The following is an 18,445-nucleotide window of genomic DNA, read 5'->3' on the forward strand; positions in this document are numbered from 1 at the left end:
ACACTCATGGCTAAAGTCACAAAAGTATTAGATAAAGAATTCGTTCCTTTTATCAGTAAAGAGGAAATTGCGAAACGTAATCAAGAGATTGGACAACAAATCACTAAAGATTACGAAGGAAAAGATGTATTGATGGTCAGCGTTTTGAATGGCTCATTCATGTTCACATCAGACCTTGCAAAAGAGATCGATTTGGAAATTGACATCTCATTTGTAAAATACTCCTCTTACCAAGGTACTGAGAGTACTGGTAAAGTAAAACAATTGATCGGTTTTAATGAAGCTGACGTTAGAGGTAAACACGTTATCATCGTAGAAGATATTGTGGATACAGGACGTACAATGAAAGCTTTATTAAAAGATCTTGAAGAAATGAAGCCTGCTTCTGTAAAAGTTTGTGCTTTACTTTACAAGCCTGAAGCTTTGAAAATTCCTATCACAATTGATTATGTTGGTTTTGAAATCGACCCTCGCTTTGTTGTAGGTTATGGATTGGACTATGATCACTTCGGAAGAAATATTCCTGAGATTTTAGTTTTGAAAGACAAAGCATAAGCCTCTCTAAAAACGATATATTAAAAGGGCTTTCAGAAAATAAAAATCTGAAAGCCTTTTTGTATTTCTAAATGCCCCTAATATTGTACACTCGTCGATTATTTAGAATTTACTACCATAGGGTCATTCATTTCATTAAAGTGGTTTTACAATATATTCATGAATTTTCACTCTGCCATCTCGAGTAATTTCCACTTTCCAATCTTCCTTGACATTCAAATTCAACGATTCTCCACTTGTCAATTCAGCTTCTAGGCTCACATTTAAATCAACATTATAAAGGCCATTGCTTTCTGTAACTACAATCGATTTGACCGAGTGCTTGTTATTCGGTTTTATCGTTTGCCTGATGCCATCGTACCACTCTTTAAAACCTTCATGACCAATAAATTTTCCTTCAGGAAATTGTAAAACTGTATCTTTCAGAAGATGATTAGTGAAATACCCTTCATCACCTAAAACATCAAACTGAGCAAACCACTCCTTTATAAAATCTTTAATTTTTTGTTCTGGGTCAGCATTCGATAAAGCATTTAATGTTTCCACAATGCTTTTCAATTGTTTCTCGGCTCTTTGCTCAACAATCTCTTGTGTATTGTATACGCCTGGAACGTAAACCATACCGTGCACGTAAATTGGATCTAGATAATTCATCTGAGCCATATAAGCCGACTGCTCCATTGGTTTTAAGAAATCCTCAATTCTAAAGTGATTGTAACCCAATGGCGAATAGGCATCACTTGGCCCTCCTACTGTAAAGCTCAATAAAAAGTTTTTCCCTTTTAGTTTATCACCCTCTGGGCCGTATGCAAAGTTAAAGGAGAACACTTCATCAAACCATAATTTCAAGATCGCAGGCATATTATACCAATAGAATGGATATTGGAAAATAACTGTATCTGCTTTTAATAATGCTTCATGTTCTGCTTCAATGTCAATTTTATAATCTGGATATAATTTAAATATCTCTCTTACTTCTATCTCCTTTACTTTATCTTGGATTGATGACGAAATGTATTTGTTCGCGATTGAATTATCTAAGTTTGGGTGTGCTACAATCATTAATGTTTTCATAACTTATCTTTATTAGTTGTACATACAAATGTTTTTATAAAAAAATAGAGAATTAATTTCCCTATTCATTTTCTCCTAAAGCTTGATTAGCCTTGTGAATGTCTGCAGTCAATTTAACTGCTGTTTCTTTCCCTAAAACCTCACAATATTTATCAAAAAGATCTGCCAATGCTTGATCTAATTTTGGTTTCATTTTAATCCCTTCTTCTGTAGGATGAATGTATACTGTTCTACCTTCTTGTGAACGCTGCACATAACCCATCGTGATCAACTTGTCTATAAATCGTGTGATTGTCGAAGGTTTCAAATTCATTTTATGACTGATTTCCCCTTGGCTCAAACCTGGCTCCTCAATAATCAATAACAACAAATGAGCATAAGAAGTCTGCAAGCCTGTAGCTCTAAATGCATCGTTAGCAATATTCCCTATAAAGCGGGAAAGTGAATTGGCTGCGAAATACAAACAGCATTCCTGAAAAGATTTACTTTGATCACCCATCCTATTTATCATTTGATTGATGCAAAATTACATAAATTAGTTGTACATACAAATATATTTATGTTAAACACTTTAAAATAATCTAATACATGCATATTGGTAGAAGTACTAAGACAAAAGTAACTGGGTGTTTCGTACACCATAGTTAAAACTATGGGCAGGTGATGCAGCAACCTAACCAAGACTAAAGTCTTGAAGGTTGAGAACAGAGGTAACACTTTAGTGTTGTCGGAGTCAATATCACCTGCCCATGACTTCAGTCATGGTGCACGGTTTGCTCATTTTCTGCTGTCTTAGTACTTAATTTTTGATGTGATGGCTCGTAAGCGACAAGACATTGTGGTTCTACAATCCTGTACCTCTTCAATTGATATTTTAAACAAAAAAAATCCCACAATTTCACAATCATGGGACTCTATATTTTATATTCTCTAAAGAAATGAAAATTACTTCTTGGTTCTCTTGACCAATTTCTTTTTCTCTTTCTTTCTGTTCGATCTCTTTTTGATTTCTTTATAATCTACCTTGTCCTGAGCAATTTCTTTCATCACAGATTTCCAGTCTGTAGATTGTTCAGCAGAGAAACCAACAATATTGGCGTAATCACCTCTTTCCAATCGATGTACGGCGATTTCTTTGCCCATGAAATCTTCAATCTCTTCCTTCAGTTCTTTCTCCTGTTCGTCACAGAACGAAATAGCATCTCCTTTTTCCATCCCTCTACCAGTACGACCTACACGGTGTACATAATTTTCCGGAACGTCAGGCATATCGTAGTTCACTACAATCTGCACATTTGGAATATCAATACCACGAGCAGAAACGTCAGTTGCTATCAAGACTTTTACTTTTCCTTCTTTGAAGGTCTTCATCGCATGAGTACGTGCTTTTTGGTCTTTGTCACCGTGAATCGTCACCGTTTCTAAACCTACTCTTTCCATGGCCTTATGAACTCTCTCCGCTCTTACTTTTGTTCTTACAAAAACAAGAATTTTCTTCTCTGGATGTTCACGGATGATGTTTTCTAAGAAGAAACGTTTATCATCCATTTTCACATAGCTCAGTGCATGACGTACGTTTTTAGAAACAGGATCTTTTGGTGAGATCTGAATTCTAATGGCATTTTTAACCAACGAGTAAGCCAATTTCTTGATTTGCTCATCAATCGTTGCGGAGAAGAAAAGTGTTTGTCTGTGTTTCGGTAAAAAGCGAATCACATCTTTGATATCCTTGATAAAACCTTTCTCCAACATGTGATCGGCCTCATCTAATACCAAAATTTCTGTTCTGCTCAAATCCACATACCCTTGATGCTGTAAATCAAACATACGTCCAGGAGTGGCAATTAGAATATCAACACCAGACTCTAGTTTTTCAATTTGCTTATCTTGATTCACACCACCATAAATACACAAAATATCTAGTTTAGTGTACTTGCCGATTGTCTCAAATACCTCAGTAATTTGTTGGGCCAACTCCCTTGTTGGAGCCATCACCAAAGTACGAATACTCTTTTTTCTATTTCCTCGGTTCGGTTTATTCAATAGTCGTTCCATTACAGGAATCGCAAATGCCGCCGTTTTACCAGTACCTGTTTGGGCAATAGCCAATACATCCTCTCCTTTTAAAATAGGAGGAATAGATTTAAACTGTATATCTGTTGGCTTTTTAAAACCTTTTTCATCTAAGCTTCTCTTTAAGCTCGAGGAAATATTGTATTTTTCAAACTTCATTCTGAAATGTACTTTGGAGAATTAAAACTCTCCGTCTTCAAGGATTTCTTTTACTCTTCCAACTTCACCCGTTTCCAATCTCACTTTGATGCCGTGAGGGTGAAAAGAAGATTTTGTCAAAATTTTCTCAACCCAACCTTCCGTCAAATCGCCTGTTCTCTGATCTGCTTTGAGAACAATATTCACATGACCTCCAATCTTAATGTTGCTTCTTTTTCTTCCGTCGTCCATAAGAGCTGTTTTTATTTTGAAGGCATAATTTCAACGCCCTCACCATCAAAATCAGTTTCTTCTTTTGTTGGTTTTCTTACTTCTACGATTTCTCCGTCAAAGAATAAATCCATACCTGCCAATTCGTGGTTCAAGTCCATGATCACATCCTTCTTGTTGATCTTTGTGATTTTGCCATCATAAACATCACCATCCTGATCTGCTACAGAAAGAATGTGCCCTACTTGAAGCATTGCTTCCTCCTCTTCCTCATCTGCAAAACCGAAAGCATTTTTAGCGACTTTCACTTCGCTATATTCTTTGATTACCTTACCGTAAGCATCTTCTGCTTTTAGTGAAATTTGAAATTTCTCTCCTTGTTTTTTACCTAAAAGAGCTCCTTCAAATTTTGGAAGAACACCACCCGCTCCAACATAAAATAAGAATGGATCTTCTTTTGGTGCTTCCTCTATAAAATTACCATCAGCATTATCTCTATATAATCTGTAAGTTAATGCGACTACTAATCCTTCTGAAATACTTAATTCTCCCATTAGACTTTTTATTCTTTATCCTAATACATAACAAAGCTTTCTTTCGAATAAATCCCTCGGAAGAAAGCTTTGTATTCAGCACATTGTAAACTAAGTTTTGTGCTTATAAATGTGATATCATTATTGAAGACCTTCCAAACCTTCTAAGTTGTCCACTTGAACAGCCTCTTCTAGTTCTTCTTTTGTAGCATCTCTAACATCAATGATTTCACCTACGAAATACAAGTTGGTACCTGCAAGTGGGTGGTTAAAGTCCATCACTACATGATCATCATGTACTTCAGTAACTTCACCTTCCATTGGCATTTCATCAGGACCAACCATTGGCAATACATTACCAACTTTTAAAATTTCGTTTTGATCTATTTCATCTTCGATATTGAAAACTTCCTTAGGAACTTTCACTACCGCTGCTTCTTGTTTATCACCGTAAGCATCGTCTTTAGAGATGCTAAATGAAAACTTATATCCTGCTTCCTTTCCTTCTAATTCAGTTTCGAATTCTGGAAGTACATCCATATGACCGAACAAGAATTCAAATGGATCGTCTTTTTCTACTTTTTGTAAAAGAGTTCCCTCTGCAGTTTCTTCACTTAAGCTGTATACTAAAGTGACTACTTTATCTTTTGTTGCTTTCATTTTATATTTTTTTTGTAAAGGTACTAAGAATTAATCTGTTGAGTTAAGATTTTATCTTATAAGAAAGATTTATTGTGAATTAAGAGAGGATTTGAGGGAAAAAAGCTGTTGGGATGGGGTAAAAATAAAAAATAGGTAAACATCTTCGCCTGAATGTCTACCTATTTGTGGGTAAAGAATCAATTTTGTTACCTTTTCGGTAATAGTTTAATTGCCTAGTTTAATACTACTTGCTAATACAAATCTCCGAAATTTCAGATTAACAAACTATACCCATTTTAGGGTATTTTTTTCAGATCTTATTGATCATAAAAACCAGACTTGCAGTGGAAAATGTATCTCCAAACTCACCGATGGTAATCACTACATTACAACCATTGTATTTCAATTTATAATGTTGTTTCTGTTGGTTGTTATCGATTGTCCTTTCAAATCCACTTTGGTAGTATTGTTCCATAAAAGTCTTAAACCTTACAAATTCACCTTTATAAACTTCAGATGGGGTATTTCCTCCATCTTTTGAAGGAACAAAACCCATTGATCTGATAATTTTTTTATTATTGGTGTAGATAAATAAAGTCCCTGAAACACCTGCGATATCCATATTGATCATGTCTTTTCCTTCTAACTTTTCACCGATTTTGTAATCCGTAAAAGCTTGTGCAACAGATGAAGTGTAGGATAATAATAAAAGAGAGAAAAAGGATATTGTTATGAGAAACTTATTCATATTAGAGAAAAAACAAACTGAATATTATATTTAGAATGAGACTAATATATAATGAATTATGATCAGATAATCAGTCTTAAAAACAAAGCTGATTCGACCTCATTTTGTCTCAAAAGGATAGAATAAAAATAACAAAAAATGGGAATAAGTGCACTCTACTTATTCCCATTCTATTACTTATTTTCTACTTCATCACGAGTATATTTCCATCGATTATGTGACCAAAGCCAATCTGCTGGCGATTCTTTGATATTTTTCTCAAGTAAAGCTGCATATTTTTTGGTGACTTGACTACTTCCTTTCACGTACTCTTCTCCAGCCTGAAAAACAGGAATAATCTGCCCTTCATAATGTCCTCTCTTAGTTCTAGAAATGTGTGCATAATAGACCGGCATTTTGGTCATTTGAGTGATAATTTCTGGACCTGAAAAAAAAGCCGTTTCTCTCCCAAAAAATTGTACCCATTCTCTTTTTTTATCATATCCGGGAGGTGATTGATCAGCTACTAATCCAAACGAGAACATTTTCTTTCTTTTCATCCTCACTAAAATCTCTCTCATTGTTTTGGCCATAGGAATTGGGTACCCTCCAAAATTTGCTCTGATATCAAGCATTAGTGTATCTGTAAATTTACTTGATAATGGCTTATAAACACCTCCAAAACCAAAATCCAATTGACTAGCATAGCCTGAAAGTTGCCATTCCCAATTTGTAATATGCCCTGCTAATAATAAAAATGGTTCGTTGTTTTTGATGTGTTCTTCCATTTTTTCAGGGTTAGTGATCTTAAATCTTTTCAGCATCTGTTCTCTCGTCATGCTGTAAGATTTGATCGCCTCAAAACCAACATCTGTGAGGTTGAGGTAAAATTGAAATAGTAACTTCTTTCTTTCTAAATGTGATTTTTCAGGGAAAGCAATTTTAAGGTTTTGCATGATTTGAGACCTCCTGTAACGTAGAATGCTACCCATAAAAAACGAAATAGAATAAGAAAGGAAGTGTATGAAAAAGAATGGTAATCGAGAAAAAAGTTTTACAAAAATCATTAATTTGATCGAAGGTTATTTTTGAATTTTAAGTACTTTAAAATAGTAAGTTTAATTATTAATATTGTTTTGTGTTAAGACAAAATAATTCATTTATTAATGAATAACAAAATAAAAAAACAGAAAATGCACCACTGTTTTTGGTAACAAAAACAATAATGCATTCTCTCTCTGCGAAGCATAAAATACTATTTACCTATAAAATAAACCTTGAATATCACTTTTATAATCTTGCCATATTTCGGCATTCTGTAAGTCCGAATCCATTTCTTTGTATTTTTTTCTCATAAAAATACTGGCGTATATTCCACCTAAAATATTACTGATACTCAAACCTATAAAGATCCCCTCAATAGCAAAAAAGTAAGAACCAATTAATGTTAGAGGTACTGTCATTGCAAATGATTTGATCAACATGATTTTTAAAGAATCTTTGGTCATTTGTAATCCATTGAACGTAGAAGAAGTCATGATAAAGAAACCATAAAATACGTAAGAGACACCCACCAAACGGAAATAGGAAATAGTATAATCAATAATGACAGTGTCTTCACTGAATAGAGCGGCTAAAGGAGCAATGAAAAGATATAAGTTAACAGCCAATGTAATTCCTAAATACGTTGAGGTTTTTCCTCCAAAAACAATAGCTTCATCAATTCTTTTATTTTGTTTTGCACCAAGGTTTTGAGCAATAAAAGGTATCAATGCTGTTCCTACTCCTAAAATTCCTATTAACATCAACATTTCAATTCTGCTACTCACACCAAATGCACCTACCGCCAAAGCCGAATGAGAAGCAATAATATAGGTCAAATACATCTGAGTTACGGGAGCCACCATTTGCGTTAAAGTGGTCGGTAAACCCACTTTCATTATTTGCTGAATAATATTTCGGATGGGCAGTGCGGCAATGGGGTATGAAAATTTTATCACTCTATCACTTACAAATAGTATTAACATTCCTATGCTCATAAAAACCCATGACAATACTGTAGCATAGGCAGCCCCTGAAATACCATACTTTGGGAAACCGAATTCACCAAAAATCAATAAGTAATCAAAAATTAGGTTGACTACTCCCGCTAATGCCATCGTTACTTCAGGCATTACAACATTACCTGTTGATCTTAAAATACTCCCTGCCATTATCCCCGTAGTTAATAAAGGAATACCTGAAAGAAGCGGTAACATATACTGATCTATCAATGGTAAAATTTCTTGAGGTGCTCCCAACATTAAGAAAATGGGGTTGGAAAAATAATACACCACTGAAGCAACTCCTATGGTCAGGATAAAACACATCAATAAACCAATTAAGGCATACTGTTCTTTAGCGATATCGTTCTTCTCTCCAACAGCTTTTCCTACCAAAGTAGAAACTCCCACGGCGAGCCCCATAAATAACCCTACAATGATAAAATATAATACAGAAGAAAAGCTTAATGCAGCTAAAGCTTCACCTCCTAATTTTCCCACAAAATAGGTATCAATGACTTGAAATAAGAACGTAGAGAGCATTCCAATACTGATAGGAAAACTCATTTTGAGTAACACCTTACTGGTTTTGTCTTTTAATATGTCAGTCATGAGATTAAAATTAAATACATATACAACTATTGTATGTACAATAGTCATTGTAAAAAAATAGACTTAAGATAATGTCATTGAAATTTTTTGAATACGATCTTTTGAGTTGTTTAATGCTTCAAACGAGGAGTGGATAGATCCTCCTCCCACAACAATATGTTGATCCGTTGGAGCCGTCATCCCAACTACAAATTTTGCATTCTTTTCTGCTTTAAAATAAAGCTCCCCTTCATTTTCTTCTAAAATACTAAGGTAGCCTGAAGAAATATCCTCATCATATAAACTTATTTTTCCTTCTCTTGGGAAAACAAAACCTTTTGATTGTCCTTTAGGTGTTGGAATCAATATCTCCTCCCCTTCTTTTAAAGAAATATCCAGGTAAGTAATATCGTAAGGAAGGTCTAATGAGGCTTTTTGACCTTGGTATTCTCCTGCGATAACTTTTACATTATCCACCACCGTCATTTCTTCAGGCTGTACATTTTGATAGCCTGTTTCCCCTTCTTCAAGGTATTCAGGTAGCTGCAACCAAAGTTGATGAATGGCTAAGCTCCACTCTTCATTTTCTTCCTCCAATGGTTTTCTATAGCCTTCTGCATGGAAAATTCCTCCTCCTGCATTGATCCATTGTACTCCACCACTTCTAATTATGTCATCATTTTCACCTGAATCTTGATGTACTAAATCTCCTCCTTCAAAATAAGTGATGATACCGATGCCAGAGTGAGGGTGCATTCCGAAGAACATTCCCTCATCTCTTCTTTTACTTTTACCGGCATCGAAAAAAACGAAGGGTTGTAATTCTCTTCTAGTACTTGGATCTAGAATGAATTGAAAACCATTTCTTCCCGGTTGCTTACGCTTCAATTGACGTTTCATAAACTGCTTCTTTAAAGTTTGAAAATTCAGCATCAAATTTTGCTTTCAATTCCCCTTCTACAATTCCCTCTTCTGCTGAGAAATTTTGTCCGAATGACGGTAGAGAAAAACTTCCTTTTACTTCTGCACCTGCATAAGGTAGAGAGCCTTTGGCAATATTGATTACGCTTCCTGCACCGCCTGGACCTGGTGAAGTTGACATTACAAAAGTGGGCTTATTTTTATACACAGAACGGTCTGCTCTTGATGCCCAGTCAAAGATATTTTTATAAGCTGCTGAGTAATTTCCATTATGCTCTGCGAAACTGATCACTAATGCATCTGCCTCTTCAATATCTTTTAAAAACTGAGTTGCTTCTGCAGGAATACCTGATTCCATTTCTTTATCAACTCCATAAATAGGCATTTCATAATCATTAAGGTCTAAAACCTTTACTGTTGCATTCTCAATTTGATTCCCTGCCCATTGAGCTAATTGTTGATTTACTGAGTTACGGCTGTTTGATGCCCCAAATACTACGATGTTTTTCATAATTATTCTCCTTTTAATTTTTTGATTAATGTTGCTAATGTCTCTAGTTCTTCTTCAGATAAATTTCCTTGGAATTGGTCATGAAAATGCCCGACTTTATCGTCTAGCTTCTCCAGTTCCTCCAACCCTTTTTGAGTAATGGTGATATCCATTTTTCTTCTATTTGTAGGGCATTCCTGTCTATTTACCAGTTCTTTATCCAAAAGCTTATCTACAATCCTTGTAACATTACTTGATCGTTGAACCATTCTTTCTTGTATCTCTTGAACAGTAATAGGATCTCCTTTTTGTCCTTTTAATATTCTCAACACATTAAATTGTGGTTCTGTAATACCATATTCTTTCAGGTCTTTTCCTACTTGATCAGTAATCCAATGTCCTGTTACAATGATCTGATGAATTGCTTTATAATATTTTTTTGAATGCATTTATTTGTTTAAACGATTAATGTATATACAATAGTAAAAACGTTTTTCTGTAAATGCAAATGTTTTCTAATAATATTTTTGTTGGGCACAAAAAAGCTCATTTCTAATTGAAATGAGCTTTCGCTATAAATGTAACTGATGTCTAATCAAGGTACGTTATCAATCAAAAACAGCAGGTCGTTTTTAATTGCGTACAATTACTAATCAATAGTTTACTTGATCCGTTAAACTTTCCATAAAGGCTACTAAATCGCTCAGTTCCTTCTCTGTCAAGTTCAATTCGTCTGGAGGAAGTGTTTGGTTTTCTAGGTGAATACCAATTCCTTCTCCACCGCCTTGATTGTAGAATTTCAAGACTTCGTCTAATGTTTCATAAACGCCGTTGTGCATATATGGAGCTGTTTTACTAATATTTCTAATCGTTGGTGTTTTGAAAGCAAACATCTTAATAGGTGCTTTTGAAATCTCAAAACGGCCTTTATCAGGATCTACCTCAGCACTTTCCCAAACTTTCTCTGAAGGGACACCCAATACTTCCAATTCACTATGATTGAATAAAGGTGGAACGGTGCCATTAAAAATTGGGGCAAAGTGACAAGTACCACATTTGGCTTTCCCCATAAATAAATTAAATCCATTGACCTCAGCCGAACTTAAAGTGACTTGATCTGAAGTAATGCCTTTATCGAATTTAGAATTGAAAGGGCTCAAGCTTCTCACGTACATAGCAATCGCATTTCGTATGCTTTTAGAATCCACTTTTTCATAATGTTTTTCCAACATTTTAGTGTATTCACTATTTTCTTTCACAACTCCTTCTACTTTATACATATCAGAGTGAAACTCGTCCTTATTTTTTACTACGTCCATGATCTGATTTTCCAATAATGACTTTCGTGAGTCATAAAATTGAGCAGCCTGTAACCCTGCATACATTAATGTGGGTGCATTTCTTTTGTTAGCAGCTCCCGTATTCGTGATAGATTTTGGCAATCCGTCTGTAAAAGCTTTTTGAGGATCATGGCAAGTCGCACAACTCATTTTACCGTTAGACGATAATTTTTGGTCATGGAAAAGTTGTTGTCCTAACTGAACAACCTCCTCATTGTAATCTATGCTATATCTCGATGAGAATTTATTGATATTAAATGTCTTTTGATCAAATAAAGAGGTAGCGTAATAATTGATTTTTTGCTCAAAAGGAAACTCTACTTCCCAATCTTTAATCGTCTTTACCCATAACTCCAACATTGGATGTACGGATTCTTTAATAAATAAATAACGATTAAACTGATCAAAACTCTCTGAAGATGTCAACTTGTGCTTTGCATCTTCAATACTCTCGTTCCATTCTTTTAGAAGGACTTCATCCTTAAAGTATTCTTCACTGATAGAAATTAAGAAAGCAATACCATCATAAGAATATTGACCTTCTTGAAGACTATTTAAATAAACTGGAGAATCAAAACCACTGATTCCTAATGAGGTAATTCTTACTAATTCATTTCTCACCATCCATAACAGGTGATAAGGTTTTAAAACTAAAATTTTGTTGTTGTTCAATTCTAGGTTCAACATATTTTTCATAAGACCCGCTTGTCTATGAATTTCTTGAACATCAACAGAATCTGAAGCATATAATAACTCTTCAATAACCTGAAAACCAATTGCATCGATCACTTTATCCGAATTATCGAATTCATCAACATGTGGTAAGTTGGGTTGATTTAGGGTATGATAGCCTTTCGCCGAATAAAAGGACATGATTGGTTCTATCCTTTTAAATGGAATCCTTGCTTCATCAAATGTCTTTTTTAATTCATCAGGTTTATCAGTTGTCTTAATCTCTTCTATTTTCGCAAGACAATTATTAAGGTTTTCATGATAATAATGGATGATTTGTTCTTTCTGGTTTTTTATAATCTGATCTCTGTCAACAGTTGAATTACAACCACAAATAGTTATTCCGAATATTGCTAGTATTAATAAGTTTTTCATCAGAGTAGTTATTATAAAATTTGAATAAACTCAAGCAGACTTAAGTGCTATGACAAAGAAAGTGTTAAGAAGGAAGAAGAAAATAGTATGTTTTCCTCTCCCTTCTTATAAATAAACTGCTCAAGTAACGAGCTAGGATATAAGTGATTTGGTTATCCTAACTCTAATGAGACTTATGAAGATTAACGATCTAAACCTTTTACTACAGTCAAGATACTTCCTTCGTTGATATCACCTCCTAATGGATTTTTGAATCCATCGTCATACCATGAGTGAGCTTGTTGGATTAGGATAAAAGTACCATCGATTCCTAATTCATCAGATACGTCAATCATACCTGTTAATTCCCACTTACCCCAACGATCAGATGCCAATGCATAACCATTGTCTAAACCAGTAGAACCTCTATGGTTAGACTCTAGCACTACTTGAAGAACACCAGTATTTAAGTTGTACTGATACAAGTAAGCATCATGCTGCTTCAATTCATTGTCAGCATATCCGTTAGGATCCTCTTGGATATATAAGTAATTAGAAGTTGCTAAGATGTTGTCTGGGCTATGCAATCTTTTTCCTTTTCCTTCAAGATTGTCACCATCTAATACTACTGATAATTTACCTTTAAGTGGATCGTTAGCATCTAAAACTAATTTGTAGATTCTACCATATTTAGTTCTAGTGTCGTTGTAAGCAGTACGTCCAGTTGCAGTGAAGTAGATTTCACGGTTTGCAGCAGCAGAACCTCTTCTGTAATCGATATCTTCTACACGGTTGAATGCCATGATGTTTTTGCTGATTGCCTCTGCATTTAACTCATCGTAAGTTCTTTCGTCTAATTCTACGAAAGTTGCATCAAACTCACCTGCATTTTCAGCTACAAGGTCATTGTCAGTTACAGTACCATCACCTACTTTTAAAGCATATAACTTACCATTGTCAAGATCGCCAACAGTTTCTGAAACGTACATAACAAGTTGTCCACCTGCATCACCATGAGAGTCATCACCGATCATTACGATTGTTTTATCAGGGAAAGCATTTTTGTTTAATGGAACTGCATTTTCAATTGTCCATTGTCCCATTGAAGTTAAAGTTCTTGCAGTACCTGCTTCAGAAGCGTCTCTGAATGGATCCGTAGCGTATACATATCTTGCATCACCACCCCATTCGCCACCACTCAAGTATAGTGGACCAAATCCGTGCTCTTCTGGAGTGATTAAAGTACCTGAACATTGTGCTGTATTACCAGTTGCATTAGAATTCAAGATGATTTCACCTTTTAAAGGCTTGAACGTTTCGTCAAATGAGATACGAGCTACTGAGTAGTGTGCTTCAATGTTGTTGATTAAAGTGAAAGTACCGTCATCATTACGAAGTAAGCCAGCACCGTCAGCCATAGAACCATATACATAGTCAGGGCTTTGCTCTAACTCATCTTCTGATGAAAGGATAGTGTAGATTTCAAGGTCTTCGAAACCTGGATGACGCTTTAATAAGTGTGGAGTTACTGAGTGATTTTTTAATTCTACCACTGGAGCTTCAGCAACGATTGGGAATTTAGATACTGTTCCGTCAGTCAAAGTGAATGTCAACATTCCTGTTGCTTCATCGAAAGTAATCGATTTGATTCCTACTCCTTGCTCTCCAACTAGTGGTTCATCAAATGTGATTGTTGATCTTTGGCCATTTTCGAATTCAACAGTTACTTCAGTACCGTCTTCTGATACTGTATAGTTTACAACTTGACCTGTTCCGATAATTTCTTGTGGATCAGTAGTTTCATCTTTGTTTTCACATGAAGTGAAACAAGAAACTGCTAGTGTAACATAGATCAAAGAGATAATAAGTTTTTTCATTTTGTTACGATGATTGGATGAATGTATGAGTTTTTTATCACCGCAAAATTAGAGAAGGGAAAATTGGATTTAGTTAAGTTAGATTTACATAATTTTAATGCATTCATGAATAAATAACAATGTAAACACCCTTACATTTTACATAAAATTAACCTGATTTTTTTCAATGTAAATCATAATTCATCCACGGAATTTAATTTTAAGTAAATATTCATTCACTTAATCAATTGTTTTAAATTTCAGTTCTACCTTTTGTTAAAACAAAAAGCAGTACACGTTACTTTCTTTAAGTTAATGTGTACTGCTTATTTAAATTAAGTCTAAATTCAATTAATTATTCTAGAATTACTTTTTCCTTTTTCGGGTACTTCACAGAATATTTAAATGATTTTTTAATGCTTTTACCTGGGTCTATTTCTTCTGTCCACTTTACGAAGCCATCACTATCGTTCTGTTTTCCTCCAGAAAGCTTTTCTGTGGTCACTGTAATTTCAGTATTTACTGAAACGGGCACTTGATCATAAAATTCTATTTTGATAGGAGACGACTTTTTATTTCTGATTTCTAATTCAAATTCTCTACTGTCTGTTTTTGTAGAACCAATTGACTTTTTCTTCGCCAATTCATTTACTTTATTTCGATTAACGACGATAGATTTATCCCTGCCCAATGATATGTCCAATGTATCCGTCAAAGTATTGGCCTCCACCAATGTTGTTCCTACATATCCTCCTTCTAAAAAAAGATTGGCTTCACCACTTAATAAGTTATACTGATCCCAAGATGGAATTTTTGCAATCAAGAAAGCTGATTGATCTAGCTTCGGAATGGAGAAATATTGATAATCTACAGGAATTTGGTACTCTTTCATATTTACAGCAATACTTCCAGTACCCGATTTGATTGTATATTTTTTATCAATCTTGAAGTCAACTGTAGTGGTATTGACTTTCATCTCTGAAGTCATTTTTATAGCTTCTTTTTTCGGTTTTGGTTTTGACACATAAGACGCTGCTTTAGGTCTATTTTTACCAACACTTCTGCCTGTAGAACCATACCCCACTACTACTACTTCATCTAATGATTCAGTATCTACTTGTAAGTAGATATCATAATATGCCCTATCAACAGATAATCTTTCAGATTGGTAACCAATGTAATTAATAACAATGTATTCGGCGTGTATTGATTTTGTCAAAGAAAATTTACCATCAAAATCAGTTATTGTACCAATAGAGGTTCCTTCAAATAGTATATTAGCACCTGGTAAAGGCTCTCCATTTTCATCATAAACTATACCCGAAATTTTATTTCCGTGGTAAGCCTCATACTTCTGACTTGTAGACCTTGTGTACCTTGCGTAATTCAACTCCCACTTTCTTAACTGAGGCATTACTCCAGACTGAGCCGGTTCTCCATTTGACAAAGTCAACGCAACATTTTTCCATTCCACTCCAGTATTTTGATATACATCAGCTTTATATTCCAGCTTCAAAGGTTTAGTAATATCATCTGCTCTAATATCGTATTTTGGTAACCAACCAGCATCTTTTATAAAATAAGACGCTTCTAAAGTGACCGTTTGTGGTATCTGTGATTCTATTTCAATAATGATCTCCCCAGATCTTACTTTCTCCACTCCACCCGCTTGTTTAAAGTGATAATTTAATGTCGTCTTTTTCTCTTCAAGTTGTTTCTGTTTTTTCTCCAACTCTAAAAACTCATTATCTATTTTAGTGATTTGTGTTTCGTATAAACTCAACATCTGAGTCAATTCTGTAGAAGTCACTCCTTTTTGTTCACTACCGAGCTTATTATTACTAGTGATTAAGATTTCTTTTTGACGAAGTAAGTTTTCTCGTTTATTGATTTGCTTTAATTTGAAATCTATTTTTTCTATTTCTATCAGTAAGCTATCCACTGATAAATTACTTTTAGGTTTTTCGGTCACATTGATATTAAACTTAGAAGAAAGAATCGTAAAGTCTCCTTTTCCCTTCACTTGAAGGCTATTTCCATCAATCGAAGTAGACAATTTGTTGAGCGTTAATCTGTATTTACCTTTCCCCACTTTTATAGATCCTTTTCTTAAAAGTTCTGCTCCCTGCAAGAATACTCTGGCTGATTTAATGGTACTTTTCATTTTCTTTTCCTGAAAAGATTGCCCCATTACATAAGTCTGAAAAAGTAGAAGAAAAAGAAGAGTGATTGTAGCTTTCATGTTCATTTAATTTCAATAGTTCTCATTCAATACGATAGTCGTACTTTATCATAATAAGTACTAGGACAAAAGAAAACGGACATTTTATCTTACCTTTTTTATCCTACTCTTCGTTAGAATATCATCACGTAGCTTCGGCTATGTTCTTCTATTCTGCCTTGATTAGACTAAAAAATAATAATCCAACTTATCCCAATTTTAAATGTGCAACTGCTTAAATATACAAAAAAGCCTGACAGCAGCAGCTATCAGGCATACTATTATGTATGATTTATTTTATTTCAAATCAATAGTCAAGTTTTCAAAATCAACAATATCTACTATTTCAGAATTACTATCATCATACCTCACTGCAACACTGTCTCCAATGGCAGTGATGGGCAATTCACTCGAAATCATTGAAGAACCAATAAAGAGTTTTTCTTGCTTATCCTTCACCATCAAATAGTAATTCGTATTGCCGTTTCTGATGTCTTTGCTTATCCTTGTAACTACAGAAGTAATCTGATAAGTATTAGCATAAGTACTTGGTGAAACTGCATTGCCTTTGCTATTCAAGCTGTTTTTATATGACCTCAATGCTTCTTTGATGGTATTCCCTACACCCACAATTGTATAGTCTTCCACTGAAACCATTGCAATCATTTTAATCAACCCCGCTCTATCTTTTAAAGACATGACATAAGTTGGCATTCCATTGATATTATAAGTAATTGGAAAAGAAGCGACATAGCCTTTTTCCTGTACTTTACCCATTGCTGATTGTCTAGCGGCTTGTTCCGTTGCACCAATCTGACGGTACCATATCGTTTCTTTGGTTCTGGTATCTACCAACACAAAACCTACCGTACCTTCATCGCTACCCACAGAGGTTAAACCAGTGTACCAATACGCTCTATTATTGGCTCCATATACTAAAGAGATACCTTTTGTAGTCGTCAATTTTCTCTCATTCGAGAAATTGAAATACCCTAAAACATATTCTCCCCAATCATCCAATTGATTTACAATAAAACTTTCCGGCTGAATTCTATCAATCCAGATGGGTGCTTTATCAATTTCATATTCTATAATTTCTCCTGAAGTGACATCAACTGTCAAAACACCAGAAGCATTTTTACCTGAGAAACCTACTTTTTTATCATAAAGCGTTACAATCCAATACGGTTTTCCATCATCATCAATTTCAAATGAAAAATCTGTAATTCCTTTTGTCATGTAACCATTAAAGTAAATATGTCTATGTAAATCAGTCGAGAAATAAGCACCTGGCTGATATTTAATCTGTACTCCTTTTCCTCCTACAGTTTGCACTAATTCTACATCTCGTTCATTAGTGGCAGACACCATTACATAACCTGGAGTTCCTTCACGGTTATTATTCCATTTGAAAATACCGGAGTGTAATAAAGGTGCTACCCAATACAACTTCCCGTTTACTTTTTGAATACTAAACTCTCCTAATTCAGCTTGACTACCTAACGAAGGAATAGAACCTAACACCTTATCCCCTAATCGGTGAGCCATGGCATTATCTACAATTCTGATTTCATCCGTTGAAATTGGTGCTACATGATCTGTAAAATTTTCACCCGCTTTTACTTCCCCAATCATATCTCTATAATCTTTACTTCTAAATAAAGCCCAAGAGGTTGCAAAAGGTACAATTGTCACATACACTAAACCTAATAAAAGGATAGATGATGTAATTACTTTGGTGGTTGTGAATTTCTTATTTTGCTCTACAATAGATTCTATGGATAATATTGCTCCTGCAACAGCCAAAATAGCGACTATCCATCCTGTAAAATCAAATCTTATCGTTGGTAAAAATAAGTAATACAATAAAAATAACAGAATGACTGATATGGAAGCATAAGTGATAGTTTTTTTCATTTGACGTT

At 34.6% G+C, this 18,445-nt stretch carries 17 protein-coding genes; 1 reads left to right on the forward strand and 16 read right to left on the reverse strand.

The genetic code is table 11. The features are described 5' to 3' along the window. Positions 1 to 6: 6 nt before the first annotated feature. Positions 7 to 555, forward strand: a complete 549-nt coding sequence (gene hpt / locus IC221_RS15205) for a hypoxanthine phosphoribosyltransferase (protein ID WP_169655670.1) — start codon at positions 7 to 9, stop codon at positions 553 to 555. Positions 556 to 690: 135 nt separating this feature from the next. Here hpt and IC221_RS15210 read toward each other — a convergent pair whose 3' ends face one another. From IC221_RS15210 to IC221_RS15285, 16 genes are all read right to left on the reverse strand, one after another. Beyond that, positions 691 to 1,629, reverse strand: a complete 939-nt coding sequence (locus tag IC221_RS15210; RefSeq protein ID WP_188169785.1) for an NAD(P)H-dependent oxidoreductase — start codon at positions 1,627 to 1,629, stop codon at positions 691 to 693. A 61-nt stretch (positions 1,630 to 1,690) separates the two neighbouring features. Then, on the reverse strand, positions 1,691 to 2,128 hold the full coding sequence (locus IC221_RS15215) for a MarR family winged helix-turn-helix transcriptional regulator (protein ID WP_188169786.1): 438 nt from the start codon (positions 2,126 to 2,128) through the stop codon (positions 1,691 to 1,693). Positions 2,129 to 2,574: 446 nt separating this feature from the next. After that, positions 2,575 to 3,861: a DEAD/DEAH box helicase gene (locus IC221_RS15220; protein WP_188169787.1), complete on the reverse strand. Its 1,287-nt coding sequence runs from the start codon at positions 3,859 to 3,861 to the stop codon at positions 2,575 to 2,577. A 21-nt stretch (positions 3,862 to 3,882) separates the two neighbouring features. Beyond that, positions 3,883 to 4,092, reverse strand: coding sequence for a YwbE family protein (locus tag IC221_RS15225; RefSeq protein ID WP_188169788.1), 210 nt, complete (start codon positions 4,090 to 4,092; stop codon positions 3,883 to 3,885). 11 nt (positions 4,093 to 4,103) lie between these two features. Continuing rightward, positions 4,104 to 4,625: a peptidylprolyl isomerase gene (locus IC221_RS15230; RefSeq protein WP_188169789.1), complete on the reverse strand. Its 522-nt coding sequence runs from the start codon at positions 4,623 to 4,625 to the stop codon at positions 4,104 to 4,106. 120 nt (positions 4,626 to 4,745) lie between these two features. After that, entirely contained in the window at positions 4,746 to 5,264 is a 519-nt protein-coding gene (locus IC221_RS15235; protein ID WP_188169790.1) for a peptidylprolyl isomerase, read from the reverse strand. A gap of 292 nt (positions 5,265 to 5,556) precedes the next feature. Next, positions 5,557 to 5,994, reverse strand: a complete 438-nt coding sequence (locus tag IC221_RS15240; protein WP_188169791.1) for a hypothetical protein — start codon at positions 5,992 to 5,994, stop codon at positions 5,557 to 5,559. A 173-nt stretch (positions 5,995 to 6,167) separates the two neighbouring features. Beyond that, positions 6,168 to 7,040: a lysophospholipid acyltransferase family protein gene (locus tag IC221_RS15245; protein ID WP_188169792.1), complete on the reverse strand. Its 873-nt coding sequence runs from the start codon at positions 7,038 to 7,040 to the stop codon at positions 6,168 to 6,170. Between the two features lie 192 nt (positions 7,041 to 7,232). Then, on the reverse strand, positions 7,233 to 8,627 hold the full coding sequence (locus tag IC221_RS15250) for an MATE family efflux transporter (RefSeq protein ID WP_188169793.1): 1,395 nt from the start codon (positions 8,625 to 8,627) through the stop codon (positions 7,233 to 7,235). A gap of 63 nt (positions 8,628 to 8,690) precedes the next feature. Beyond that, positions 8,691 to 9,506: a pirin family protein gene (locus IC221_RS15255; protein ID WP_188169794.1), complete on the reverse strand. Its 816-nt coding sequence runs from the start codon at positions 9,504 to 9,506 to the stop codon at positions 8,691 to 8,693. Next, positions 9,484 to 10,038, reverse strand: a complete 555-nt coding sequence (locus IC221_RS15260; RefSeq protein ID WP_188169795.1) for an NADPH-dependent FMN reductase — start codon at positions 10,036 to 10,038, stop codon at positions 9,484 to 9,486. The genes IC221_RS15255 and IC221_RS15260 overlap by 23 nt, the downstream gene beginning before the upstream one ends. Before the next feature lie 2 nt (positions 10,039 to 10,040). Further along, the gene (locus IC221_RS15265; RefSeq protein WP_188169796.1) at positions 10,041 to 10,466 is read right to left on the reverse strand and encodes a MarR family winged helix-turn-helix transcriptional regulator; all 426 of its coding nucleotides are present in this window, start codon (positions 10,464 to 10,466) and stop codon (positions 10,041 to 10,043) included. A gap of 204 nt (positions 10,467 to 10,670) precedes the next feature. Next, entirely contained in the window at positions 10,671 to 12,464 is a 1,794-nt protein-coding gene (locus tag IC221_RS15270; protein ID WP_188169797.1) for a cytochrome-c peroxidase, read from the reverse strand. A 182-nt stretch (positions 12,465 to 12,646) separates the two neighbouring features. Further along, entirely contained in the window at positions 12,647 to 14,320 is a 1,674-nt protein-coding gene (locus IC221_RS15275; protein WP_223241397.1) for a PhoX family protein, read from the reverse strand. 334 nt (positions 14,321 to 14,654) lie between these two features. Further along, the gene (locus IC221_RS15280) at positions 14,655 to 16,541 is read right to left on the reverse strand and encodes a DUF4139 domain-containing protein (protein WP_188169798.1); all 1,887 of its coding nucleotides are present in this window, start codon (positions 16,539 to 16,541) and stop codon (positions 14,655 to 14,657) included. A gap of 276 nt (positions 16,542 to 16,817) precedes the next feature. Continuing rightward, positions 16,818 to 18,437 (reverse strand): hypothetical protein, encoded by a 1,620-nt coding sequence (locus IC221_RS15285; RefSeq protein ID WP_188169799.1) that lies wholly within the window; start codon positions 18,435 to 18,437, stop codon positions 16,818 to 16,820. Positions 18,438 to 18,445: the final 8 nt, after the last annotated feature.

This window comes from Flammeovirga sp. EKP202 (assembly GCF_014534745.1).
In the GTDB taxonomy this organism is placed as follows: domain Bacteria; phylum Bacteroidota; class Bacteroidia; order Cytophagales; family Flammeovirgaceae; genus Flammeovirga.

Coding starts and splice junctions, on each gene's coding strand:
- IC221_RS15225 (WP_188169788.1), bottom strand. CDS start 4,092: ATGGACGACGGAAGAAAAAGAAGCAACATTAAGATTGGAGGTCATGTG.
- IC221_RS15220 (WP_188169787.1), bottom strand. CDS start 3,861: ATGAAGTTTGAAAAATACAATATTTCCTCGAGCTTAAAGAGAAGCTTA.
- IC221_RS15230 (WP_188169789.1), bottom strand. CDS start 4,625: ATGGGAGAATTAAGTATTTCAGAAGGATTAGTAGTCGCATTAACTTAC.
- IC221_RS15250 (WP_188169793.1), bottom strand. CDS start 8,627: ATGACTGACATATTAAAAGACAAAACCAGTAAGGTGTTACTCAAAATG.
- IC221_RS15235 (WP_188169790.1), bottom strand. CDS start 5,264: ATGAAAGCAACAAAAGATAAAGTAGTCACTTTAGTATACAGCTTAAGT.
- IC221_RS15245 (WP_188169792.1), bottom strand. CDS start 7,040: ATGATTTTTGTAAAACTTTTTTCTCGATTACCATTCTTTTTCATACAC.
- IC221_RS15265 (WP_188169796.1), bottom strand. CDS start 10,466: ATGCATTCAAAAAAATATTATAAAGCAATTCATCAGATCATTGTAACA.
- IC221_RS15270 (WP_188169797.1), bottom strand. CDS start 12,464: ATGAAAAACTTATTAATACTAGCAATATTCGGAATAACTATTTGTGGT.
- IC221_RS15260 (WP_188169795.1), bottom strand. CDS start 10,038: ATGAAAAACATCGTAGTATTTGGGGCATCAAACAGCCGTAACTCAGTA.
- IC221_RS15275 (WP_223241397.1), bottom strand. CDS start 14,320: ATGAAAAAACTTATTATCTCTTTGATCTATGTTACACTAGCAGTTTCT.
- IC221_RS15210 (WP_188169785.1), bottom strand. CDS start 1,629: ATGAAAACATTAATGATTGTAGCACACCCAAACTTAGATAATTCAATC.
- IC221_RS15285 (WP_188169799.1), bottom strand. CDS start 18,437: ATGAAAAAAACTATCACTTATGCTTCCATATCAGTCATTCTGTTATTT.
- IC221_RS15240 (WP_188169791.1), bottom strand. CDS start 5,994: ATGAATAAGTTTCTCATAACAATATCCTTTTTCTCTCTTTTATTATTA.
- hpt (WP_169655670.1), top strand. CDS start 7: ATGGCTAAAGTCACAAAAGTATTAGATAAAGAATTCGTTCCTTTTATC.
- IC221_RS15215 (WP_188169786.1), bottom strand. CDS start 2,128: ATGGGTGATCAAAGTAAATCTTTTCAGGAATGCTGTTTGTATTTCGCA.
- IC221_RS15255 (WP_188169794.1), bottom strand. CDS start 9,506: ATGAAACGTCAATTGAAGCGTAAGCAACCGGGAAGAAATGGTTTTCAA.
- IC221_RS15280 (WP_188169798.1), bottom strand. CDS start 16,541: ATGAAAGCTACAATCACTCTTCTTTTTCTTCTACTTTTTCAGACTTAT.